A 23,844-nucleotide genomic window follows, 5' to 3' on the forward strand; every position below is an offset into this window, starting at 1 on the left:
GGATGATTGTGCCTGGGGAAATGCATGCGTTCGCGCGCTAGCGTTCTGAGAATGGCGGTGGTCTGCGCAGCGCTGGGGCTTGTGCTTCTCGGCTGCGGCATAGCAGGATCGCCAGCATCGGCGGCAAACGAAGACTTCGCCAAGATCAACGAACGCATCGTCGACAGCTATCTGCTACCGCACTTCCAAACGTTGGCAGATGAAAGCGCATTGCTGGGCGGCATCATCGCCGGCGTGTGTGCAGGCGACGCTGCCAAGCTGGCCGACGCCCGTGGCGAGTTCGAGAAAACAGCACTGTCATGGGCAGCGGTGGATTTTCTGCGCATGGGCCCGATGGCCCAGATCGGCCGTGCTGAACGTTTTCATTTCTGGCCCGATGCGCGCAACGTCACGCCGCGTCAGGTTGGGCGTCTCGTTGCCAGTCGCGATGAAAGTGCACTTGATCCGCAGGTGCTGCTGAAGAAGAGCGCGGCGGTGCAGGGGCTCGGCGCGCTTGAACTGCTGCTCTATGATGACAAGCGACCGATTACCGATACGACGGACGATGGCCGTTACCGCTGCCGTCTCGCCGTCGCCGCCGCTGAGGCCGTTCAGGCTGAGACGCTGGAGGTCATTGCAGCGTGGAGCGGCGCGGATGGATGGCGCACGCGGCTGCTGCAGCCTGGCGTCGGCAACAGTCCATATAAAACCACCGATGAAGTGACCGCAGATTTTGCGCGTGCATTTATCACCGGGCTGCAGATGATCCTCGATCGCGAGATCGTGCAGATGGAATACGCCGCCGTTAATCCGGCGCGCAAGCCACTGCTGGTGTTTGCGCGTTCCGGTCTCACGGCGCGCTACATCGTTGCCAAAATGCAGTCGCTGAAGCAGCTCTATGATGTCATGGATCTCACCGTGGCGGTGCCGAAAGACAAAACCTGGATGTCGCGCTGGATTTCCGGCGCGTTCGACAGGTTGTCCGACGAGGTGCCCGAGGCGATCGACAACACGGAAACAACCGGCGAGGTGCGCTCGCGTCGATTGCGCATCCTGCGGTTCCAGATAGACGGCATTCGCAAACTGGTCGGGCGGGAGATGGCAACGCTCGCCGGGCTGACAATAGGGTTCAATGAACTTGATGGCGATTGATCGGCGACAGCTTCTGATCGGTGCTGCGGTGTGTCTGGCTTCGACAACTGCGGCGGTGCATTTCGGTACTGCGATTGCGTCAGCGGCCACCGCTGATGACAGCGCATTCGACAGCGGCATCATGCCGGGCGATCTCATCGCCGCGTGCCGCCGCCCCGATGGCGGCTATTCGGTCGTCATCATGTCGCTCGACGGCACCTTGCTGCATGAGGTGTCGCTGGAAGGGCGCGGGCATGACATCGCGCTTGATCACGCCAGCGGCCGCGCCGTGGTGTTTGCGCGCCGGCCCGGCACATTCGCGCTCAGCTTCGACATCCATGACCGGCAACCGCCGTCAGTATTCACCACGCCTGCCAACCGGCACTTTTACGGTCATGGCGTGTTCTCGCGCGATGGCCGGCTGCTGTATGCGACCGAGCACGACAACGACACGCGCGACGGCCTCATCGGCGTTTATGACGTCGCGGGCGGCTTTCGACGCATCGGCGAATTTCCCAGCTACGGCATCGGCCCGCATGAGGTGATTTTGCTCGCTGACGGGACCACGCTGGCCATCGCCAATGGCGGCATTGAAACGCACGTTGAAACCGGTCGCGAGAAGCTCAACCTTTCTTCGATGGAGCCTTCGCTCGCATTCGTTGATCGCCGCAATGGCCGGCTGCTGGCACAACACAAGCAGAGCGCGGAGCTGCACCGTCTATCCATCCGGCATCTGGCGCAGGATGCACGCGGTACGGTGTGGTTCGGATGCCAGTGGGAAGGCGAGAACGTCGACTCGCCCGATCTGGTCGGTTGCGCCGGGCTCGACGCGCCGCTGCGTATCATCGCGCCGCCAAAGCCGATGGGCGCATCATTGGCGGGCTATATCGGTTCGGTTGCTGTCAGCGGCGACGGCCGTTTGCTGGCGGCATCGGCGCCGCGCGCGGGCCGCATCGTCTACATTGATACTGAGCGCCAACAGGTGGTGGGCGAAAGCCAGCTTGCCGATAGCTGCGGCATCGCCGGCATTGAGGGGCCGGGCTTTGCGATGACGTCCGGCCACGGCATCGTGCAGACGGAGCAGCCCGACCACACCCATCTGACCACGACGACATTTCCGGGCCGCGCGTTTGACAACCACGTGCGCGTCATCGGCTGAAATGAGTTCCAGCTTGCGCGTGTTTTACGTTGCCGCCACCTGAGCGCCGACAATCGTTGGCAGGCGGCGCGGCTTTGTATGGCCTTTGCCGTCGCCCGATGACGCCAACAGGCGCGGCGCCCGCCGTCCACGTGCGTTGCGTTTGTCAGGCTTGGCGCCATCACCCGCAGTAATGGCCCTGCCGGAGCTGGAATAGTCGGCGGCCATCATGCCCCACAGCAGCGCCATCAGCACATAGAAGTGCCGCCAGTGGTCGCTGTCGATGATGATGCCTTCACCGGCCGTGCCGACGAACGCTGCATAGACCGCAAGAAACATCGGCCGGATTTCGGTGCCGCGCATGGCAAAGCGCATACCGAACCCAAGCGACAGCAGCACCAGAAGCAGGTAAGTTCCGCCACCCAGCCAGCCGGAGTTGAGGAACATCGTCAGGTAGACGTTATGCGCCGCTTCCGGATGGTAACGCTGACCGAATTCCAGCGCGCCGATGCCAAGCGGCTTTTCAGCGATCATGCCGAGCGCTTTTTCCTGGCCTCCGAAGCGGCCTTCTTCGCCAAGGTCATACGACTGATCGAAGCTGGCGCGCTGTAGCAGCAGCGAGGAGATCTCGTTCGAGCTCAACGCGGCCATGACGGCGAGGGCTGCGAACAGTGCGCCCAGCAGCAACAGCGACAGCAGCTTCAGCCGCACGCGGGCCTTACGGGTGGTAACGAGCAGCAGATAGCCATAGAGCACCAGCGACAGCGCAAGATTGATCCACGCGCCGCGTGAAAAGCTGAAGAACACGCCAAGCATCAGGATGGCCGCGAGTGCAAGCGGCAGCACCATGCCGCGCAGCGGACGTTCGAGCGCGACGTTGATAAGATACAGCAGCGGCACGATGAGGAACGGCGCGAAAACGTTGGGGTCTTTGAACGTACCCGTGGCGCGACCATACTCCGTGAACAGCTCATAGCCGCCCGGAATGATGTGGAAGTAGCCGAGCAATGCAGCGCCTGCCGCCACCAATGCAGCAAACGACCACGCATTGAGCAGCAGTCTGGCATGGCGCGGTGGATCGTAGGCAACGAACGCCGCCAACACCGCGCACGCCGCATAAAGATACAGCGTCACTGCGACGTGAATTCCGGTGCCGGAAAGATCCTGCGAGAAGGCCATGCCCAGCAGCGCGCCCGCCGCCGCCAGCAGCCACAGTGCTGCGAATGAAACGAGCGTCGGCGTGAAGTGCACCAGCCCAATCACCGGCAGCAGAACGATGAGCCCCATTGTCAGCGCATCGACGGGCGCGGGTTCGGAAAACACCACGCCCGACACCGCGATCGTCAGCGCAACAGCGGCCAGCGCGAGCAGGGTGATGAGGCCGCGCCGATGCCGTTGTTGCGGCACGGATGGTGCGGCACTTCCCATCCCGATATCGGCGGCAACGCTGACCATGAGCTACTGAAACTTTCCCGCGAAAGCGAAATGCCGATCAGTAAGCGTTTTCCGACTTCATCAGCGCGAACGGCGTTTTAAGCAGGATGTAAGTGTCCAGCAGCAGCGACCAGTGCTCGATATAGTAGATGTCGCATTCGACGCGCTTCAGGATCTTCTCCGGCGTGTCGGTCTCGCCGCGCCAGCCGTTGATCTGCGCCCAGCCCGTGATGCCCGGCTTCACCTTGTGACGCGCGAAATAGCCGTCGACCACTTCGTCGTAAAGGTTGCCGGCGGCCTTCGCTTCCAGCGCGTGCGGGCGCGGGCCGACGAGAGACAGATTACCGATCAGCACGTTGAAAAGCTGCGGCAGCTCATCAAGGCTTGTCTTGCGGATGAAGCGCCCGACGCGGGTTACGCGCGGATCGTCCTTGGTGACGAGTTTGGATGCGTTGGCATCGCAGCGGTCAGTGTACATCGAGCGAAACTTGAAAACCTGGATCAGCTCGTTGTTGAAGCCATAGCGCTTCTGCCGGAACAGCACCGGTCCGCGACTGTCGAGCTTGATCGCGATGGCGACGGCCAGCATGACCGGCGACAGCACAATCAGGGCCAGGGTGGCCACGATCTTGTCGAACAGCCACTTCGAAACCGCGCCCCAATCGGCGATCGGCTTCTCCAGCAGGTCGATCATCGCCACGTTGCCAACGTGCGAATATGTGTTGGGCGTGAAGCGCAGTGCGCTCGAACCGGCCGGAAGTTTCACCTCAGCGGGCAGAACAGCCAGCGAATGGGTGATTTCAAGCACGCGCTTTTCGGCCGTGATCGGCAGCGCCACGATGATCATGTCGAGGCGTGAGTGGCGCGCATAGGAGACAAGATTCTTCAGGCTGCCGAGATGCGGATAGCCGGAGGTCATGCTGCCGATGCGCTTGTTGCCGCGGTCGTCGAACACGCCGATGATGCGAATGTCGCTGTCGACATCCTTTTCAAGATCGGTGATCAGCTTCTCGGAGATGTGGCTGCCGCCGTAAATGGCTGCGCGACGGAACAGGCGACCTTCGCGGATCCAGTGGCGCACGCACGCGGTAACGGCAGCGCGCTCGGCTAGCAGCAGCACGAGACCGCTGGCGTACCAGGTTGCCAGCCAGACGCGCGATAGCTCATGGCCCGCCTTAAGAAAGAACGCGGCGGCCAGCATCAGCGCGAATGCGATCGTCCAGATCAGGATTACCCGCGGCATTTGCCGCAGGAATGAGCTGAACGAGACGCGCGAATAAAGGCCCAGCATGTCAAAGCCGAGCGCCACCACCATCGCGGTGAACGGAATGGCGGCCATGTAATAGGGATTGGCGAAGATCTCGGGATCGTCGACGTAGAACAGCGCGACGGCCAGACCGACCATTGCTGCGATGAACACGTCCAGCGTGCGAACCACGCCGCGGATCACCACCATGGAAACAAGGCTGGTGTTGTCGTCAGTCCGGAAGTCGGCCAAACGCGGCTCGGGGGTTGGAAGCCCCAGCGGGTTTGGAACAGAGGCATTACCGATTTGGGACATTCCGGACGATCCTGGCAAACGACGGTGGATGCTGTCCTTGTAAGAGCAGCATCCATGCCAGGTGCCTAAAATTTGCCGATCTGTCGGTAAGCTTGTCAGTTAAGGTTAGCGAAGTATCTCGCTGTAGAATGCGATCACGTCGTCAACCGCACGCGCCACTGTAAAACGGGCGGAAACCGCGTCTCTCAGGCGCGCTGCACGGGCGTTTGCTGCGACTGGGTCATCCAGAAATGATGTCATGGCGTGTTTCAAAATGGGAACGTCGCCGGGTGCGATCAGCACCGTGTCGGTACCTTGCACAATTTCCGGGATGCCGCCCACGTCAGTTGCGATCAGTGGCATGCCGGCCGCAGCGGCCTCCAATACGATATACGGCATGCTTTCGGCGCGCGATGGCACAACCAGGCAGCGCCCGAGAGCAAACGCTTTGCGCGCTGGCATGGCGCCGGGAAATGTCACTGCACCGGCAAGGCCGCGCTTTTCCGCATGGGCTTTGAACGCGTCGGCATCCGGCCCGCCGCCTACGATGACAGCGCGCACATCGTGCTGCCGGGCCCGGATGCCTGCCAGCGCATCCAGAAGAACGTCCACGCCCTTCAGGCGCCGCAGCTCACCGATAAACAGAAAATCGGCGGCGTTCGCGTTGGGCGCGTGCGGCGTGAAATCGTCCGGCTGCAGAGCGTTCGGAATGACACGCTGCGGCACTGCATTTGCGCCGACCTTGGCGTCGTAAACGCGGCGGATGAAATCGCTCTCGAAGATCAGCCCGTCCGTATACCGGGCCAGGAACCGCTCCACCGCGAGGTAAATGATGCCCTGTGGCGAGCGGGTGCTGTAGTGCAGGCTGCCGCCGTGGGGCGTATAAAACACTGCTGTTTTCTGTCCGCCGCGCTTCAAGGTCCGGCCAGCAAGACGCGCGTAAGCGCCGCCCTTGGCGCCATGGCCATGCAATACGTCGACGTTCATCGCGGCAACGACAGCGCTGATGGCGCGGCTTGTTGCCAGATCCTTCGGCCCGGGCAGCCGCCCCATCGGAATGCGCGTGATGCCAAGCTGGAGATGCTGTTCCGCGCGGGCGAGGCGGTCTTCGGTCAACGCATCGGCGACGGTTGAATCAACGATATATCCAACCGCATGGCCGCGCGCTGCCTGCTCGGAGCTGAGGTCGAGCACATGGCGGAACAGGCCGCCCACCGGCGCCCGCAGGCAGTGCATGATCCGCAATTGTTCACTCCCACGATAGACCGCATTGCGGGCAGGGCGCGCCGTCTGGCGGCACGCGTGGTGCTTAATGCACGAAGCGAGCGTGCCCTAGAAGAAGCGCTCGAACACGTAGACCGTGTCGCCCGGCAGCAATGGGTAATCGGAAGGCGCTTCGATTTGGTCAACGAGCGGCCCGAGTTTGCGCGTGATGCGGAAGCGGCGGTGGCTGGCCCGTTCCGTGTAACCGCCCGCGATTGCGATCGCCTGCTCAATGGTCATGCCGGAAACGTAGGGGAACTGGCCCGGCTGGCGCACTTCACCCAGGATGAAGAACGGCCGGTTCTGCGCCACATCCACCGTGACCTGCGGGTCTTTCACGTATTCCCTGGCCAGCCGCTGCGCGATGGCGCGGCCCAGTTCCACCGTGCTGCGTCCACGGGCGCGCACTGAACCGATAAGCGGCACAGCAATGTTGCCGACCTGATCGACCGTGTAGAGGCGCGACAGGTTTGGCTGTCCATAGACGAACACGCGCAGGCGGTCGCCGGTGTCGAGGATGTATGGCTCGTGACCCGTCGGCCCGCCGGTAATGTCGCCAGATACAACCACAGCCGGGCCCCAGGCCACGGGCGCGGCCGCCATGGGCATCGGAGCAGGAGCCATCGGTGCCGGTGAAACCACCCGGCGTGCGGGCGCGTGCCAGCCATCAGCAACCTGAACCGGCTTGTCCGTCGTCTTGGCGGTGTTGTTGCCATCGGCCTTGAGCTGCGTTTCCACCGGCAAGTCGAGCGTTGCGGCGGCCTTGTGCACGGTGGCTTCACCCCACACCGAGGTCGGCCGCACGCTGCCGTGCACCGCATTGGGGCCATCGCCAATAATATCGACCGAAGTTGCGTTGGCAGCGGTGGTGTTGGTCTCGGTGCCGTGCTCAATCATGCGTCCGGCGGAAGGTGACTGCCAGGCTGGCGCGGGGGCCGTCAGCGACGCGATATCCGACGCAAGTTCCCCAACCAGCGGTGTCTGTGCGCAACCGCCCAGCAGGGCGGCGCTGAGTATCAGCAGACTGTGTATGCGCAATTGAGACATGGGTGTGCAGCCAACGCGGTATGTTTCGCTGTCTGCACTCTGCGCGCTATCGGTTAATAAAACCTAAGCGTGTGTCTTGCTGTGGAACGCTTAATAAAATCGCAACCGGTAAGCGATCTAATTTGAGGCAACGATTAGTTTCCTTGAAGCGGAAGATCATGGCCACCGCCGCCCCTGACGATATCGATATCGGAGCAATCTGGCGCTCCTTGAAGCGCGCGATCCCGAAACTTGTGCTGCTCAGTTTGCTGACCGGCGCGCTGACGTATGCGGTGCTGTCGCAGTTTCCGCCCCGTTATACATCGGAGGCGCAGATTCAGGTTGTGGCGCCGCGTGATGCAAACGGCGCTGACCGTAGCGCTGAATCGGTTGCGTCCCGTCTCGATCGGGAAGCGATCAACACGCATCTTCGCAGTCTGCTGTCGCCGGATCTCGCGCTGCAGATCATTGCGGAGGAAAAGCTCGACAAAAATCCCGAGTTCAATGACGCAATTGGTGCGCCCGGCCTGCTGCAGCGGATAAAGAATGCTGTTGGTCTTGGCGGCAACGATTCCGAGAGCGAACAGGATCGGGTGCTAAAGGCGTTCAACAGCCGCCTTGATGTCTATTCGCCGCGCGAAAGCCGTGTCATCGGCATCCGCTTCACCTCTAGCGATCCGGCGCTTGCCGCTGAAGTCGCCAATCGCATCGCAGAAGCTTATCGCACGTCGCTCGCCACCCGCTCTTTATCGCAAACCGATGAAGTGCAGCAGGCGTTGCAGCCGAAGATCGACAAGCTGATGAACGAGGTCGCCGATGCTGAAGCGGCGGTCGAAAAGTTCCGCGCCAAAGCGGATATCTTCAAGGGCGGACCGAACAACACGGGTCTCAATCAGCAGCAGCTTGCCGATCTCAACACGGAACTGACACGCGCGCAGGCCGCACGCAGTGAAGCCGACGCACGCGCGCAGTCGGTGCGCGAAATGGTGCGCGCTGGAAATGCTGAATCGTTGCCCGATGTGCAGCGTTCACCGCTGATCCAGAACCTCGTGCAGCAGCGTGTACGTGTTGAGCGTCAGCTCTCTGAATTGTCGGCCACGCTGCTGCCAGCTCATCCCCGCATGCGTCAGCTGCGCGCTGACCTGCAAGGCCTTGAGCGCCAGATCAAGTCTGAGGTTGGCAAGATCGTCGAAGGTATCGAGAAGGGCGCATCGATTGCGGCTTCGCGCGAGGCTTCGGTGCGCCGCAGCCTTGAGCAGGTCAAGAAAGAAACCGCAGGCACGGGCGAAGATGAAGTTCAGCTCCGTCAGCTGGAAGCCGTAGCGCGTTCCAAGCGCGCCGAGCTGGATCGGCTGCAGGCACGCTATGAGTCAAACCGCATTGCTGCCGATCGGCGCGCGGTTCCGGTGGAAGCCCAGATCGTTTCCATCGCCCGTCCCACCAGCGTGCCGAGCTTCCCCAAGCCGTTGCCTTACGCCATTCTCGTAAGCCTCGCGACGTTGCTGTTCGGCATTGCCATTGTTGTTACCAAAGCGCTCTTCACGGCGGCTCGGGGGGCAACGGCCGAGCATCAAGTGTTCGAGCCTGCGGTGGCTGAGCTTTCGACCGGTGAACTTGCGCCCGTGTTGGCCCGCGATGCCTCGCGCGTGCATGTTGTGAAGTCGGTTGCCGATCTTGCGTATCAGCTTGCGGCGCATCCGCAGGACATTGGCGGTTTCCGTGCGCTGATGACCGGATCGAGCGAGCAGATGGACATCGGCACGGAAGGCATTGATCTCGCCAAGGCGATGTCAGATGCAGGCAGCGATGTCATCGTGCTGGACTGGGCGCCGGAAGGTCACGGTCTGGCGGAAGCTCTGGGCATCGTGCCGCGGCCGGGCCTCAATGAATTGCTGCAGGGCAAGGCCACGTTCGAAGCGGTTGTCACGCGCATTCCCGCCAGCGGCGCTCACTTCATTGCGGCCGGTGCTCCCGTGCACGATCGCGATATCGTTTTCGATCCCGACCGCCTCAACCTCACGCTCGATGCATTGGATACCGCCTACGATCAGATCCTCGTCGTCGGCCGCACCGACGTTGCGCGGGCTCTGTTTGAAGCTATCCAAGGCCGCTTCGATGCGGGCATCATCGTCAGCGAAGCGCGTCGTCGCCCGGCCACGGTGCAGGGCGGGGGCACGTTCCTTGGCTTCGATGTCACCGATATCGAGCTGTTCCGGCTTGAGCGCAGCAAATCCACCGAGATTGCGCGCGAACGGTTGGCTCGCGTCGGTGCCAAAGGGCGGCTGGAAGCACGGGTCAGCTGAGGCTCCCAGCGGGCATCGACCCGGGTGGTAACAGACCGTTAGGCAAAACGGTCTGTTGTCGGCTCAATTTAATGTGGAGCGAACACCGCGTGCGCATAGTGCCGCGAACAACAATCTCGCAGTCGGGTAGCGGACGTTGCATCGGACGTCCGTTGACCGCAGACGGCACGAGGGCGGCATGAGCAGACGGACGGCAACGCTTCTGAAGACTGCGCTGGCAGCGGTGCATTATTCGGGCGCGGGCAATCTCCTCGCGCCCTATACCGCCGGCTCCGGTGTCATCTTCATGCTGCATCAGGTTGATCCGGCGGTGCCGCACGAGTTCGAGCCGAACCGCATTCTCAAGGTGACGCCGCGCTTCCTCGATGAAGTCGTCGCCAATGTCATCGATGCCGGTTTCGACGTCATCGCGCTTGATGAGGTGCGTGCGCGCCTTGAAACGCCAAGGCCCGCCAAGCCGTTCGCCTGTTTCACCTTCGATGACGGCTATCGCGACAATCGCGAATATGCGTTGCCGATTTTCCGCCGCCACGGCGTGCCGTTCACGATCTATGTGCCAACCGACTTCGCCGACGGCAACGGCGATTTCTGGTGGTTGACGCTTGAGAAGGTGTTGCGCGCCGCCCCGCAGATTACGTTGGCGATGGGTGGCGAAACGCACCACTTCAGGCTTGCCACCGCCGCCGAGAAATACGCCGCGCACCATGCAATCTATTGGTGGCTGCGCCGCATCCCTGAGGATCAGGCGCGTGCAGTCGTTGCCGAACTGGCGGCAGCCTATGGCATCAACCCCAAGCTGGCGCATCAGGATCTCATTATGTCGTGGGACGAGTTGCGCGATCTGTCGACCGATCCGCTGGTTACCATCGGTGCCCACACACGCGGGCACTATGCGCTCGCCAAGCTCAATGACGCGCGCGCCCGCGATGAAATGACGGAAAGCGTTCTCCGGATCGAGGCCGAGCTGGGGTTGCCGTGCCGCCACTTCAGCTATCCCTACGGCGATGAGGGCAGCGCTGGCGAGCGGGAGTTTCGTATCGCCGAAGGGCTGGAACTCGAAACCGCGGTCACAACCCGCAAGGGCCTGCTATATCCCGACAATGCTCAGGACATGATGGCGCTGCCCCGCCTGTCGCTGAACGGCGACTATCAGGATATGCGTTATGTGAAGGCCCTGCTGTCCGGGGTGCCGTTCGCGCTTATGAACACACTGAAGAAATTCAGCGGTCGTCGGGTACCAGCCTAGCAACTTCCCTGCGGTCGCGTGATGCGCGATCTATCAGGCTGGCCATTTTGGCATGCGCCGCCGATCGCAACCTTGCACATCCATGAAAAAGCTCGTTTGATCGGCTGGCTGAGGTCGCACGCCGGAGCGATGCACCGCAGCATGCCCCTGCTTGCGGTGCACACCACGGCTGTTGATCGCCGCGCGTGGGGCCGTTATCAGGCGGTAGGGTACAATCTGGGGGCATGCGCAGTTGGCCGTTTCAATTTCATCGCCTAGGGACGGTGCTGATATTCAGCCGGCTGTCTCCGGCAACGCCGTGCGGGTCTGGCTCTGGTTCTGTGCCGCGCTGGTTTTCGCGATGATCGTCGTCGGCGGTGCAACGCGCCTGACGGACAGCGGTCTTTCCATCACCGAATGGCAGCCGCTATTGGGCGCAATCCCGCCGCTCAACGATGCCGATTGGCACACCGCCTTCGAGAAGTACAAAGGCATCCCGCAGTACTCGGTCATGAACGCCGGCATGTCGCTTGAGGACTTCAAGGCGATCTACTGGTGGGAGTGGGCGCACCGTTTCCTCGGCCGCTTCATCGGCCTCGCGTTTGGGCTGCCGTTCCTGTTTTTCTGGATGTCGGGCCGCGTGCGCGGCGGCTTCGCGCTCAAGTGCCTTGGCGTTTTCGCGCTCGGCGGACTGCAGGGCTTTATCGGCTGGTACATGGTCAAGTCCGGGCTGGTGGACCGCGTGGACGTCAGCCAATATCGGCTGACGCTGCACCTCATCACAGCGTTCGCAATCCTTTCGCTGCTGGTCTGGCTGGCCTTGGGTGCGGCGCCGGGGGGCGAGCGCATACGCTTTCTGAATGTCACGCCCGCACAGCGCCTGACCGCGATTGCGCTGTTCGTTCTCATCTTTGTTCAGTCGGCGCTGGGGGCGCTGGTGGCCGGCCTCAACGCCGGGCTCACCTACAACACCTGGCCGCTGATGGACGGCAAGATCGTGCCGGATGGGCTGTTCATGCAGCATCCGTGGTACATCAACTTTTTCGAGAACATCACCACCGTGCAATTCGATCACCGCATGGTGGCTTATGCGGTCGTCACGCTTGGGCTGATCCACTTCGTGACGCTGGTGCGGTCGGCTGATGATGAACGCATCGTCCGGTCGGGGGCGTTGCTGGCGGTATGCCTGGTGGCCCAGATGGCGCTCGGGGTCTGGACGCTGGTCTCAGTTGTGCCGCTGTCGTTGGGGCTCGCGCATCAGGGCGGGGCGGCGATCGTCATTGCGGTCGCGACGCTGCACCTGCATCGGATTGCCAGCGCGTCGAAAGCCTGAGCACGCAAGCTTTTTTGTGGCGCTCGGCGACTCCGCTGCGCGGAGCCGGCCGCCGAGCGCATGCAAAGCCTTCGCGCGCGTGCACCTGCGCCGCGAGCCCGCCTTACAGACCCAGCATCAGCCGCATATTCTGCACCGCCGCACCGGCCGCGCCCTTGCCGAGATTGTCGAGCCGCGCCATCAGCACGGCCTGATTGTGCGCGGCGCTGCCGAACACATAAAGCTCCATGCCGTCCTGGCCCTCTATCTCGTCCGCCGCCAGCCGGGTGAGTTTAGCCGTTGGCTCGCGCGCAACGGTTACGCGCTCCTGCCCGGCGTAATGCGCATCAAGCGCCAGTTCCAGATCGCGCAGGCAGGGCTTGCCCGGCAGCATGTCGAGATGCAGCGGTATCGAGACGATCATGCCCTGGCGGAAGTTGCCCACCGAGGGCACGAAAATGGGCCGCCGGGTCAGCCCGCCATAGGCCATCAGCTCCGGCACATGCTTGTGCTCAAGCCCGAGCGCATAGAGCTCGAACGCGGCTCCGGTGCCAGCCTCGTAAGCTTCGATCATTGAACGCCCGCCGCCGGAGTAACCGCTGACCGCGTTGACGGTGATGGGGTGATCCGCAGGCACCAGACCGGCGTCGACCAGCGGCCGGATCAACGCGATGGCGCCGGTCGGATAGCAGCCCGGATTGGCAACCCGCGCCGCGGAGCGCACGGCCTCGGCCTGGGCGCGGTTCAGCTCGGGGAAGCCATAAGCCCAACCGGCACCGGTCCGGTGCGCGGTGGAGGCGTCGAGAATACGCGGCGCTTCATCGCCAAGGCTGTCGGCCATTGCCACGGCTTCGCGCGCCGCATCATCGGGCAGGCACAGCACCACCAGATCGGCGGCCCGCAGCATCTCCATGCGGGCTGCATTGTCCTTGCGCCGGCTCGGATCGATGCTCAGCACCTCAACGTCCGGACTGTCAGCCAGCCGTTCGCGGATTTGCAGGCCGGTGGTTCCGGCTTCACCGTCAATGAATATCTGCGCTGGTTTGGCCTGTGTGCCCATGGCGGCGTTGCCCTGTGCTCTTAAGTTGTCCGGTTCGATAAGCGATAACCTGCCTCGAAACATTTGGGGCGCGGCTTATTCCGCCGCGCCCTGTAAGTAAACTGCCTGCGCTGCTTTGGCCGGAAACAAGGCCATGCGGCGTGGCTGTTATGAGAAGCCCAGTCGGTGCTTGATGCCCTGCCACAGCGTTTCCGAGCAGCCGAAGTTGAACGCCTGACACGTTACCTCGTGTGAGCCCTTATAGATCATCTCCAGCGCGACCCAGAGGATGACGAGCAGACCGATCCACGTGATCCAGGGATACTTGACCAGCAGCTTGGCGATGTAGGCCGAGGCAACCGCCATCAGGATGATCGCAACGGCGAGGCCGATGACCAGCACCAGCGTCGAGCCCTTCGCCGCGCCAGCCACTGCCAGCACGTTATCAAGCGACATTGACACGTCGGCGACAATAATAAGACCGACAGCGGACCAGAAACTCATGTCGCCGTCGTCGCCGTTAGCCGATCCGGCCACGGTATCGGCGTCACCGTGGTGGCTGCCGGTTTTGATCTGGAGATACATCTTCCAGCACACCCACAGCAGCAGGATGCCGCCGGCGAGCGTCAGGCCGATGATGCCAAGTAGCTGAACCGTTATGGCCGCGAAGAATATGCGCAGCACAACCGCAGCGGTGATGCCCCAGAAGATGACGCGGCTGCGCATTTCCTTGGGCACGCGCGAGGCGGCCAGACCGACGATGATGGCGTTATCACCCGCCAGCACCAGGTCGATCATGATGATGTTCATCAGTGGAACGAAGTTCTGGCGGTACCACTCGGGCGAAACAAGATGCTGTGCTTCTTCCGCGATGACCCCAAAAAGATAACTGAGGTCCTGTAATAGCCAGTCCATCCTGCACCCTGTGTTATGTCGGGCCGCGCGTGGCAGGCCCAACTTCGATCCCCGCGGGTATGTGGCACCGTAGCCAGAAGCGGGCAAGTGGGCGTGGCGCAAAAAACGCCTTCAAATAGACGTCATAAGCAGAACGGGCCGCCCGATGGGCAGCCCGTTGCAATGTCGGTAGTGGCGAAAATGCCGTCGCCTTAGCGCTTCGAGAACTGGAAGCTGCGGCGGGCCTTTGCGCGGCCGTACTTCTTGCGTTCCACCACGCGGCTGTCGCGGGTAAGGAAGCCGCCCTTCTTCAGCACCGAACGCAGGTCCGGCTCGAAGTAGGTGAGGGCCTTGGAGATACCGTGACGGACGGCGCCGGCCTGACCGGACAGACCACCACCGTGAACGGTCACGTTGATGTCATACTGGGTGGCGCGGTTAGCGGCCGCCAGCGGCTGCTGAAGCAGCATCTGCAGCACCGGGCGCGCGAAGTATGCGGTGTAGTCCTTCGCGTTGACGGTGATGGTGCCACGACCCGGCTTGATCCAGACGCGGGCGACGGCGTTCTTGCGCTTGCCGGTGGCATAGGCGCGGCCGAGGCTGTCCAGCTTCTGCACATGGACGGGGGCTTCCGCAGCCACAACGCCCTTGATTTCGCCGAGGTCTTCCAAAGACTTGGTTTCTTGTGCCATTGTCCTTAGCCCCTCTTGTTCTTGCGGTTGAGGCCAGCCACGTCGAGCAGCTCCGGCTGCTGTGCCTCGTGGGGGTGCTCGTTACCCTTGTAGACCTTCAGGTTACGCATAAGCTGACGCTGCAGCGGACCGCGCTTCAGCATGCGCTCAACGGCCTTGACGACAACGCGCTCCGGGAACCGGCCTTCGAGCAGGCGGCGCGGGGTGGTCTCCTTGATGCCGCCCGGATGACCGGTGTGGCGGTAGTAGACCTTGTCGGTGAGCTTGTTGCCGGAGAAAATCACCTTGTCCGCATTGATGACGACAATGTTGTCGCCGCAATCAACGTGCGGGGTGTAGATCGGCTTGTGCTTGCCCTTGAGACGGGTGGCGATGAGAGCGGCGAGACGACCGACGACGAGACCTTCAGCGTCGATCAGGATCCACTTCTTCTCCACCTCGGCGGGCTTGGCGACGAATGTCGTCATAGTCGGAGGCTCCTGATAGGGGCGCCAGATGGGCAACAGATGTCATCTCAGCGGGCGCGAGTGGCGCCTTGAAACCAGATTGCCTGGAATCTGTCAATCGACAATGCGCGCAAAAATGAAAACACGAGCAAAAACAATGTATTGTGTAGTGTGGTATTATAATACCGTTTTGATGTTTCGACCCATGCTGCCCGGTTCGCGCACATTTCTCCTGAGCTAATGCTCAAAATGAAACCCCAGACTTGGCAACAGGGTGCGAATCCTGCGGTCTGCGTATTAAATGCAACGGAAGCGCCGCATACTGTTGATTCGAGGGCCATCGATGGCCCAGCGGCTACATAATCCAGCGGAGGAACGGAACGCTATGCGGCAGGCACTATCTGGTTCGATCTCAAAGCTATTGGCTCCCTGTCTGGCGGCGATGCTCGCTTTCGTGGCGTTTTCTTCGCCCGTTGTCGCAGAGGATCAGGACGCGGCGGACGAGCCGATCAAGCAGATGCGCCTCACCGAAGATCAGGTGAAGAATTTCATCGCCGCTCAGCCGGATCTGACCACCGTAACTTCCAAGCTGCAGGACGCCGACGACACCATCGAGCCCGAACTCCAGAACGAACTCGACGAGATGGCCCGCAAGCATGGCTTCTCCGACTTCGCGGAGCTGGATGACGTTGCGGCCAACATCTCGATCGTCATGGCGGGGCTGGATTCCAAAACCGGCGAATTCATCGAACCTGTCGACGCCCTGAAAAAGGAGCTCGAAGAGGTGAAAGCCGACACGTCGTTGACCGACGAAGACAAGAAGCAGCTCGTCGATGAACTGAACGAGGCTATCAGCACGACGCCAAAGCTTCAGTTCATGGAGAACGTCGAGCTGGTGAAGCAGCACTGGGACGAGATTGAAAAGTCGCTGCAGGACTGACAACCTGATCCGTCGCAACGCATCGTCGCCCGCATAATACGCAATGTGTATGCGTGGCGGCGAGCCGCAGGACCAAGAGCAATGCAACACCAGCCCGAAGCCTCAACTGACAGCGCCGCGCACAGCGAGGTTTTGCTATTGCTTGAGCGTCCGGCACCACGGGTTGCGCTGCTCACGCTCAACCGGCCGGCGGCGCGTAATGCGCTGTCGCTCGCCTTGCTTGAGGCGTTACAGTCGGCAGTCGAAGCACTGGGCCGCGACGATGATGTCAGCGCCATCGTGCTTGCGGCTGCCGGGCCGGTGTTTTCATCGGGTCACGATCTGAAGGAACTGACCGCCCATCGCGCCGACGCCGATGCAGGGCTTGTATTCTTCACCGAGACGATGACGCGCTGCGCCGCCACCATGCAGGCCATTATCGCGTGTCCAAAGCCGGTCATCGCGGCGGTGTCGGGCACCGCCACAGCGGCGGGCTGCCAGCTTGTAGCAACGTGCGATCTGGCCGTCGCCGCTGAAAATGCGCACTTCGCAACACCGGGCGTCAACATCGGCCTGTTCTGTTCAACGCCGATGGTGGCGCTGTCGCGCAACGTATCCCGCAAGACCGCGATGGAAATGCTGCTGCTGGGCGAGATGATAACCGCTGAGCAGGCGGCAGCGCACGGGCTCGTCAATCGCGTCGTGCCGCAAGGGCAGGCGCTGGAGCACGCGCTGGCGATGGCGGAGAAAATCGCGGCCAAATCGCCGCTCACAGTTTCCATCGGCAAGCGCGCGTTTTACGAGCAGGCGCAGATGCCGCTGGCCGAAGCCTATGCCTACACCGCAGATGTGATGGTGCGGAACATGCTGGCGCGCGACGCCGAGGAGGGGATCGGCGCGTTTCTCGGCAAGCGCAAACCGGAATGGAAAGGCTGCTAGGCCGGCTCAGCTTAAGCGCTGCCAGTAACACAATCCCTGCCAGCAATTTGACGCAAGTACATATTGCTATCTGCGCCACTCGTTAGCGGTTGCGGCCCGATAGTGCACCCTGCACAACAGCGGGTGGTTTTAACATGGGCATGGGTTTCTGGGGCGTTCGCTTCTGTTTGATCGGCGTCGCGCTGCCACTGACGGCTTCTCTCGCACTTGCCGACAAGATCCCGGTAACGACCGACAACTTCGTGCGCGCTGAATCCGATCGGTTCATGGGCGGCATCGTCAACAACGGCGCGTTCGGCAAGTGGGATCACACCCGCGAACCCAGCCCCATGGATAAGCAAACGGTCATCCGGCTCAATCGCGACACGCTGTATTCGGCCCAGGTGCTCGATCTCGATGCCGGCCCGGTCACGATTACGCTGCCCGATACCGACGGCCGCTTCATCTCGCTGCAGATCATCAGCGAAGATCACTACACGCCCCATGTCTATTATGAGCCCGGCGATCACACGATCACCAGGGAGGATGTCGGCACCCGTTACGCGCTGGCTGGTGTTCGCATTCTGGTCAACCCCGACAATGCGGACGATGTCGGCGCGGTCCACGCGCTGCAGGACAAGCTCGCCGTAAAGCAGGATGCCAGCGGCACGTTCGAGGTGCCGGACTGGGACGAAGCAAGTCAGGCGAAGGTGCGTGCGTCGTTGCTCACCCTTTCCGGCATGCTTCCCGATACACGCGGCATGTTTGGCGCGAAGGGTGCAGTCGATCCCGTTCGCCATCTTCTAGGGGCGGCGCATGCGTGGGGCGGAAACCCCGAGAAGGATGCGCTTTATCTCAACGTCGTGCCTGAAAAGAACGACGGCGACACCGTCTACAGCATGACGGTCGGCGATGTTCCGGTTGATGGCTTCTGGTCGGTGACGGTGTACGACGCCGACGGATATTTCGAGCCCAATGCCAGCAATGCCTATTCGCTGAACAACATCACCGCGAAGAAGGGCGACGACGGCAAAGTCACCATCCAGTTCGGCGGCTGCACCGACGAAACCGTCAACTGCCTGCCGACGCCCAAGGGCTGGAACTACATGGTGCGGCTCTACCGTCCGTCGGCATCCGTTCTCGACGGCAGCTGGAAGTTTCCCGTCGCCGAAGAACGGCATTCATAGGTCCCGCACACAATTGCGCCAGGTACATAATTCGCCAAGCGTAGGAGTATCCCTTGAACGCTTCCCCCGCGCCCAAGACCAGTACTGTCCGCACCTCAACGCATGATGTCGCGCAAATCGCACACGATGCGTATCTGTATGCGTTCCCGATGGTGGAAAACTACCTGACGCTCTATCAATGGGTCTTCGATACGGGCGGCAGCCAGTACAAAGGTCCGCCAAACGCGGTGCATAACGAAGCGCGCGTGTTCACGCCGAACGACACCGGCATCGTGACGCCAAACTCCGACACGCCCTATTCCTTCCTGTGCATGGACCTGCGCGCCGAGCCGCTGGTTGTCACGCTGCCGCCGATCGAGAACGAGCGCTATTACTCCATTCAGCTCATCGACCTTTACACGCACAACGTCGATTATATTGGCACGCGGCGCGACGGAAATGCAGGCGGCAGTTTTCTGATCGCCGGGCCGGACTGGAACGGTGACGTTCCGGACGGAATCAAGCGCGTTGTCCGCATGCCGACGAGCATCGCATTTGCGCTCTATCGCACCCAACTGATTGACGACGACATCGCGGCGGTCAAACGCATTCAGGCGGGCTACAAAGCGGTGCCACTGTCGAAATATATTGGGTCAGCTGCGCCCGTTGCCGCGCCAGCAATCGACTGGCCGCCGATCAGTCGTGAGACGATGCAGTCCGGCTTCTGGCGCTACGTCAATTTTCTGTTGCAGTTCGCCGTTCCGCTGCCATGGGAAGCCGCTGAGCGAGATCGCTTCGCGACGATCGGCATTGCAGCCGGTGCGCCGTGGCCACCGCCCGGAATGCCCGACGACTTGCTCCGCGTCATCGATGCCGCCGGCCACAAGGCACACGAAGAGATCAGCGACGCGCTTATGCAGGTGACATCTTCGACGGGGCTGTTCGGCACGCCGGATGAAATGCGTGGCAAGGAGCTGCAAGGGTGCATCGGAGCGATGGGCGGGCTTTTCGGCAACTCGGACGCCGAAGCGCTGTATCCAAGTTATCTGGTGGATGGCGAAGGCCGTCCGCTCGATACATCGAAGTACGATTATCGTCTTACATTTCCCGCGGATGGGCTGCCGCCAGTCGATGCATTCTGGTCGGTGACCATGTACGACGGCACAACGCGCTTTCTGGTTCACAATCCGCTGCGGCGCTACCTCATAAATTCGTCGATGCTGCCGGATCTGCAGAAGGACGATGCTGGCCGCATTGTCATTTACATGCAGAAGGACAGCCCCGGCAAAAAGCTCGAGGCCAACTGGCTTCCCGCTCCCGATGGCCCGATGGCGGCTGTGATGCGTCTTTATCTGCCGAAGCCATCGGTGCTGAACGGCACCTGGAAAGCGCCGCTGATCGAAACCATTCCAAGGCGATAGCGCTCGCCGTGGCCGCAAGCTACATTCGCGGTCAAACCGCGCCGTCGCCATTGCAAGCCACCCCATGCACCACGACCATTACAGCGACGATTACATCGTCGACATTTTGCGCGCCGCGCGCGTAATTGCGGTGCTCGGCGCTTCGCCCAATCCCGCGCGGCCCAGCTATGGCGTGATGCAGTATCTCATCGGCAAGGGATACACCGTGCATCCCGTCAATCCCGGACACGCCGGCAGCACCATCCTTGGTCGCACCGTTTATGTGCGTCTGGCCGACGTTCCTGCCCCAGTCGACCTCGTCGACATTTTCCGCAATCAAAACGCGTTGCTCGATGCCACGCGGCAGGCCATCGCCGACAAGGATCGGCTTAGTCTCGGCACCGTCTGGATGCAGCTCGGCTTGAGCGATGTTCAGGCTGCTCAGGAGGCGGAAGCCGCCGGATTGCAGGTGGTGATGAACCGCTGTCCTAAGATCGAATACGCCCGGTTGGAGCAGGCCATCTCGCGCGATGAACCCTGACAATCCCTGACAACGCTGATGCGAGCGCCGTAGCCGCTGATATTCCTGAGTAGGGCTGGGTTGGGTATTTTTGGCTACAGTTCGTGATCGGGGAGACTTCTCTCCCATTGCTCCCTGAAAGTTCCGTTCCCGTTCCCACTTGTCGCGCGCTGGCCGCTCCCTACTTAGGGAGGCGGCTTTAGGTGAGGAAACAGGATGATCGACGCAACGCGTATTCTAGACCTTCTGGTCGGTGGACAGCAGGGCGGGAGCGTTGTCCCGCAGCAACCGGTTGGACAACCGGTGGCACAGCCGCAGAGCGGTGCCGGTGCCAACGATCTGGTGGAGCGTGCGCGCGGCATCCTGGGCAACGTCACGGGTGCCATTCCGGGCGGTTTCGGCGGCGGCGTTGCGGGTGGTGTCGCGGCTGGCGCGATCACGTCGCTGCTGCTCGGCTCCAAGGCCGGTCGAGAATTGGCCGGCGATGCGCTGAAGCTTGGCGCCGCTGCTGCGCTGGGTGGATTGGCCTATCGCGCCTACAACAATTATCGCGCAGGTCTGGCCGTTGGCGGGGCTGTGCCTGCAGGAGCGTCGGTGCCGCCGGTCGCTGCCGCGCCAGCCGTTCCCAGGGCTGCCATCAACGAACACGCATTGGTGCTGGTGCGGGCGATGATCGCAGCGGCCATGTCCGATGGCGTGCTGGATGCAACCGAGCGGGAGGCTATCGTCGGCCGTCTGGCGGCGCTTGGCATTACCTCCGAGGAGCAGAGTTTTCTGGAGGCCGAAATCGCCCGTCCGTGGTCGCCCGCGCAATTTGCAGCTTCAACTCCGGTTCCGGAGCAGCGGGCCGAGATCTATCTCGCGTCGTCGCTGGCCATTGACGCCGACACCGATGCAGAACGCGCGTACCTGAATTATCTGGCGGCCACGCTTGGCCTCGATGCGCAGCTTGTGGCGCACCTTGAAGAAGCGGTGCGGCAGGCAAAGGCCGGCGCGGTGCCCACTCTCACGGTCTGAACACCGGTTTTCGCGTCGGTGCGATAACCGTATCAAACCCGTATCTATACAACGCCGCCATGTCTCGGGATGTGGCGGCGTTTTCGCCGCTTTAGGCCGCGCGTATCTGCGGCTGAATGTGCGGCAAGGTCGTGCATAGCCAACCTTGCCCTTGCCGCCGGGCGCGCCGCGCGCTAGCCCATCGCCATGAGCGAAAAACCGATTCTTCCCGGCCCCGATGGCATCGAGCCAGTGAACCTTAAGGAAGCGCTTGAGGAGCGCTACCTCAAGTATGCGCTGTCGACCATCATGCATCGCGCGCTGCCCGACGTGCGCGATGGCTTGAAGCCTGTGCACCGTCGCATTCTCTATGCGATGCACCAGTTGCGTCTGTCGCCCGATGGCGGCTTCCTGAAGTGCGCCAAGATCGTCGGCGACGCGATGGGCGATTATCACCCGCACGGCAATCAGGCGATCTACGATGCGCTTGCCCGTCTGGCGCAGGATTTTGCCGTCCGCTATCCGCTGATCGACGGCCAGGGCAACTTCGGCAACATCGACGGCGATAACCCCGCCGCCGAGCGTTACACGGAAGCGCGCATCACCCGCACCGCAGCCGACCTGATGGAAGGCCTGGAAGAAGACACGGTCGACTTCCGTCCCAACTACGACGAGCGCAAGCAGGAGCCGGTGGTTCTTCCGGCGGCATTCCCGAACCTGCTCGCTAACGGCGCGTCGGGCATTGCGGTCGGCATGGCGACGAACATTCCGCCACACAACGTCGATGAGCTTTGCGCCGGCCTGCTGCATCTCATCAAGCATCCGAACGCGTCCATTGAGAAGCTCGTCGACATGATCCCCGGACCGGATTTTCCGACCGGTGGTGTCATTGTCGAAACGCGCGAGTCCATCCTTGAATCCTACAAGACCGGCCGCGGCAGTTTCCGCATTCGCGCCAAGTGGGAAAAGGAAGAGGCTGGTCGCGGCGGCTATCAGATCGTCGTCACCGAAATTCCCTATCAGGTGCAGAAGGCGAAGCTGGTTGAGCGCATTGCCGAGCTGCTGACCGAAAAGAAGCTGCCGCTGCTGGGCGACATCCGCGACGAAAGCGCCGAGGAAATCCGCCTCGTGCTGGAGCCGAAGACGCGCGCGGTCGATCCGCTGCTGCTGATGGAAAGCCTGTTCCGTTACTCGGAGCTGGAGGTCCGCTTCGGCCTCAACATGAACGTGCTGTCGGCCGGGCAGATCCCGGGCGTGCTCAGCCTGCGCGATGTGCTGTGGCAGTGGCTGGAGCACCGCGTCGAAGTGCTGGTGCGGCGCTCGCAGTATCGCCTGAAAAAGATCGAGCACCGGCTTGAGGTGCTGGATGGTTATCTCATCGCCTACCTGAACATCGACGAGGTCATCCGGATCGTCCGCCACGAGGACAATCCCAAAGCCAAGCTGATGTCGCGCTTCAAGCTCAGCGAAGTGCAGGCCGACGCGATCCTCAATCTGCGTTTGCGGTCGCTGTCGAAGCTTGAAGAAATCGAGATCCGCGCCGAGCACGACAACCTGTCGGAAGAAAAGCGCAACCTTGAGGAACTGCTCGCATCAGAATCCCTGCAGTGGGAGCGCATCAGCAGCGAAGTAAAGGACGTGCGCGAGCGCTACTCCAAGGCCACGGCTCTGGGGCGCCGCCGCACATCGTTTGCCGACGCACCGGAAATCGATGTCGATCTCGATGCCGCGCTGATCGAAAAGGAGCCGATCACCCTTATCCTGTCCGATAAGGGCTGGGTGCGCGCATTGAAGGGACATGTCGACGATCTGTCGAAGCTCGACTTCAAGCAGGGCGACAAGCTCAAGACGGCGGTGAAGGCGCACACGACCGACAAGCTGCTGCTGCTGGCAACCAACGGCAAGGTGTTCACGCTGGAGGCGTCGCAGCTTCCCGGTGGCCGTGGTCACGGCGAGCCGGTGCGGTTAATGATCGACTTGGAAGAGAACCACGACATCGCCGCCGCGTTTGTCTACCAGCCGGGCCGTAAGCTGCTGATCGCGTCGACGGGGGGCTATGGTTTTGTCGTGCCCGAGGACGACATCGTTGCCTCCACGCGCAAGGGCAAGCAGGTTCTGAATGTATCGGAACCCGATGAAGCTCGCATCATCGTGCCGGTTCCGCACGGCGCCGACCGCGTTGCCGTCATCAGCGACAACCGCAAAATGCTCGTCTTCAAGCTAGAGGAAGTGAACGAGATGACACGCGGCAAGGGTGTCATCCTGCAGCGCTCCAAGGGCGCGAGCGTGCTTGATGCGCGTGTGTTCAAGCGCAGCGAAGGTTTGACGTGGACTGACGCCGCCGGCCGCACCTTCACGCTGCCATGGGCGGACCTGAAGGAGTGGGTGGGGCAGCGCGCTCAATCGGGCGCCACGGTGCCGAAGGGCTTCCCGCGCTCGAACTCGTTCGGCCCATCGTTCTGATTAGCGCATTCCGCAATCACCGGCGGCCGGCTCCGTTATG

The 23,844-nt window shown here is 62.0% G+C and carries 20 protein-coding genes; 12 read left to right on the top strand and 8 right to left on the bottom strand.

Annotation, left to right across the window (positions count from 1 at the left end; genetic code table 11):
- Positions 1-24 precede the first annotated feature (24 nt).
- The gene (locus tag QEZ49_RS02000) at positions 25-1,131 is read left to right on the top strand and encodes an imelysin family protein (protein WP_280383736.1); all 1,107 of its coding nucleotides are present in this window, start codon (positions 25-27) and stop codon (positions 1,129-1,131) included.
- A complete protein-coding gene (locus QEZ49_RS02005) occupies positions 1,121-2,269 on the top strand; it encodes a DUF1513 domain-containing protein (protein ID WP_280383738.1) in 1,149 nt (382 codons plus the stop codon). The genes QEZ49_RS02000 and QEZ49_RS02005 overlap by 11 nt, the downstream gene beginning before the upstream one ends.
- Before the next feature lie 24 nt (positions 2,270-2,293).
- On the opposite strand, the gene QEZ49_RS02010 is transcribed toward QEZ49_RS02005, so the two are convergent.
- From QEZ49_RS02010 to QEZ49_RS02025, 4 genes are all read right to left on the bottom strand, one after another.
- The gene (locus QEZ49_RS02010; protein WP_280383740.1) at positions 2,294-3,703 is read right to left on the bottom strand and encodes an O-antigen ligase family protein; all 1,410 of its coding nucleotides are present in this window, start codon (positions 3,701-3,703) and stop codon (positions 2,294-2,296) included.
- Positions 3,704-3,740: 37 nt separating this feature from the next.
- Complete coding sequence (locus QEZ49_RS02015) at positions 3,741-5,243, bottom strand: undecaprenyl-phosphate glucose phosphotransferase (protein ID WP_173954166.1); 1,503 nt, start codon at positions 5,241-5,243, stop codon at positions 3,741-3,743.
- Between the two features lie 105 nt (positions 5,244-5,348).
- The gene (locus tag QEZ49_RS02020; protein ID WP_280385055.1) at positions 5,349-6,458 is read right to left on the bottom strand and encodes a glycosyltransferase; all 1,110 of its coding nucleotides are present in this window, start codon (positions 6,456-6,458) and stop codon (positions 5,349-5,351) included.
- A gap of 96 nt (positions 6,459-6,554) precedes the next feature.
- Complete coding sequence (locus tag QEZ49_RS02025) at positions 6,555-7,532, bottom strand: polysaccharide biosynthesis/export family protein (RefSeq protein WP_280383745.1); 978 nt, start codon at positions 7,530-7,532, stop codon at positions 6,555-6,557.
- A 158-nt stretch (positions 7,533-7,690) separates the two neighbouring features.
- On the opposite strand from QEZ49_RS02025, the gene QEZ49_RS02030 reads away from it, so the two are divergent.
- The 3 genes from QEZ49_RS02030 (at position 7,691) to QEZ49_RS02040 (ending at position 12,372) form a co-directional block, all read left to right on the top strand.
- Positions 7,691-9,814: a GumC family protein gene (locus QEZ49_RS02030; protein WP_280383746.1), complete on the top strand. Its 2,124-nt coding sequence runs from the start codon at positions 7,691-7,693 to the stop codon at positions 9,812-9,814.
- A 178-nt stretch (positions 9,815-9,992) separates the two neighbouring features.
- Positions 9,993-11,060 carry a polysaccharide deacetylase family protein gene (locus QEZ49_RS02035; protein ID WP_280383748.1) on the top strand — a complete coding sequence of 356 codons (1,068 nt, stop codon included), beginning with the start codon at positions 9,993-9,995 and terminating at the stop codon, positions 11,058-11,060.
- 232 nt (positions 11,061-11,292) lie between these two features.
- Positions 11,293-12,372, top strand: coding sequence for a COX15/CtaA family protein (locus QEZ49_RS02040; RefSeq protein ID WP_280383750.1), 1,080 nt, complete (start codon positions 11,293-11,295; stop codon positions 12,370-12,372).
- Between the two features lie 103 nt (positions 12,373-12,475).
- On the opposite strand, the gene argC is transcribed toward QEZ49_RS02040, so the two are convergent.
- From argC to rplM, 4 genes are all read right to left on the bottom strand, one after another.
- A complete protein-coding gene (gene argC / locus QEZ49_RS02045; protein WP_280383752.1) occupies positions 12,476-13,411 on the bottom strand; it encodes an N-acetyl-gamma-glutamyl-phosphate reductase in 936 nt (311 codons plus the stop codon).
- Between the two features lie 147 nt (positions 13,412-13,558).
- Positions 13,559-14,200 (bottom strand): TerC family protein, encoded by a 642-nt coding sequence (locus tag QEZ49_RS02050; RefSeq protein WP_280385057.1) that lies wholly within the window; start codon positions 14,198-14,200, stop codon positions 13,559-13,561.
- A gap of 296 nt (positions 14,201-14,496) precedes the next feature.
- Complete coding sequence (rpsI, locus tag QEZ49_RS02055) at positions 14,497-14,976, bottom strand: 30S ribosomal protein S9 (protein ID WP_068461161.1); 480 nt, start codon at positions 14,974-14,976, stop codon at positions 14,497-14,499.
- 5 nt (positions 14,977-14,981) lie between these two features.
- A complete protein-coding gene (gene rplM, locus QEZ49_RS02060) occupies positions 14,982-15,443 on the bottom strand; it encodes a 50S ribosomal protein L13 (RefSeq protein WP_068461163.1) in 462 nt (153 codons plus the stop codon).
- A 364-nt stretch (positions 15,444-15,807) separates the two neighbouring features.
- On the opposite strand from rplM, the gene QEZ49_RS02065 reads away from it, so the two are divergent.
- The 7 genes from QEZ49_RS02065 to parC all read left to right on the top strand — a co-directional run bounded on the left by QEZ49_RS02065 (position 15,808) and on the right by parC (position 23,804).
- Positions 15,808-16,362: a hypothetical protein gene (locus QEZ49_RS02065; RefSeq protein ID WP_280383759.1), complete on the top strand. Its 555-nt coding sequence runs from the start codon at positions 15,808-15,810 to the stop codon at positions 16,360-16,362.
- Between the two features lie 81 nt (positions 16,363-16,443).
- Complete coding sequence (locus QEZ49_RS02070) at positions 16,444-17,280, top strand: enoyl-CoA hydratase (RefSeq protein WP_280383761.1); 837 nt, start codon at positions 16,444-16,446, stop codon at positions 17,278-17,280.
- A 134-nt stretch (positions 17,281-17,414) separates the two neighbouring features.
- A complete protein-coding gene (locus QEZ49_RS02075; RefSeq protein WP_280383763.1) occupies positions 17,415-18,446 on the top strand; it encodes a DUF1254 domain-containing protein in 1,032 nt (343 codons plus the stop codon).
- 53 nt (positions 18,447-18,499) lie between these two features.
- A complete protein-coding gene (locus QEZ49_RS02080; RefSeq protein ID WP_280383765.1) occupies positions 18,500-19,846 on the top strand; it encodes a DUF1254 domain-containing protein in 1,347 nt (448 codons plus the stop codon).
- Positions 19,847-19,910: 64 nt separating this feature from the next.
- On the top strand, positions 19,911-20,366 hold the full coding sequence (locus QEZ49_RS02085) for a CoA-binding protein (RefSeq protein ID WP_280383766.1): 456 nt from the start codon (positions 19,911-19,913) through the stop codon (positions 20,364-20,366).
- A 195-nt stretch (positions 20,367-20,561) separates the two neighbouring features.
- Positions 20,562-21,362, top strand: coding sequence for a tellurite resistance TerB family protein (locus QEZ49_RS02090; protein ID WP_280383769.1), 801 nt, complete (start codon positions 20,562-20,564; stop codon positions 21,360-21,362).
- A 186-nt stretch (positions 21,363-21,548) separates the two neighbouring features.
- Complete coding sequence (gene parC, locus QEZ49_RS02095; RefSeq protein ID WP_280383770.1) at positions 21,549-23,804, top strand: DNA topoisomerase IV subunit A; 2,256 nt, start codon at positions 21,549-21,551, stop codon at positions 23,802-23,804.
- Positions 23,805-23,844: the final 40 nt, after the last annotated feature.

The sequence above is a fragment of the Hyphomicrobium sp. D-2 genome (genome assembly GCF_029872155.1).
In the GTDB taxonomy this organism is placed as follows: Bacteria; Pseudomonadota; Alphaproteobacteria; order Rhizobiales; family Hyphomicrobiaceae; genus Hyphomicrobium_A.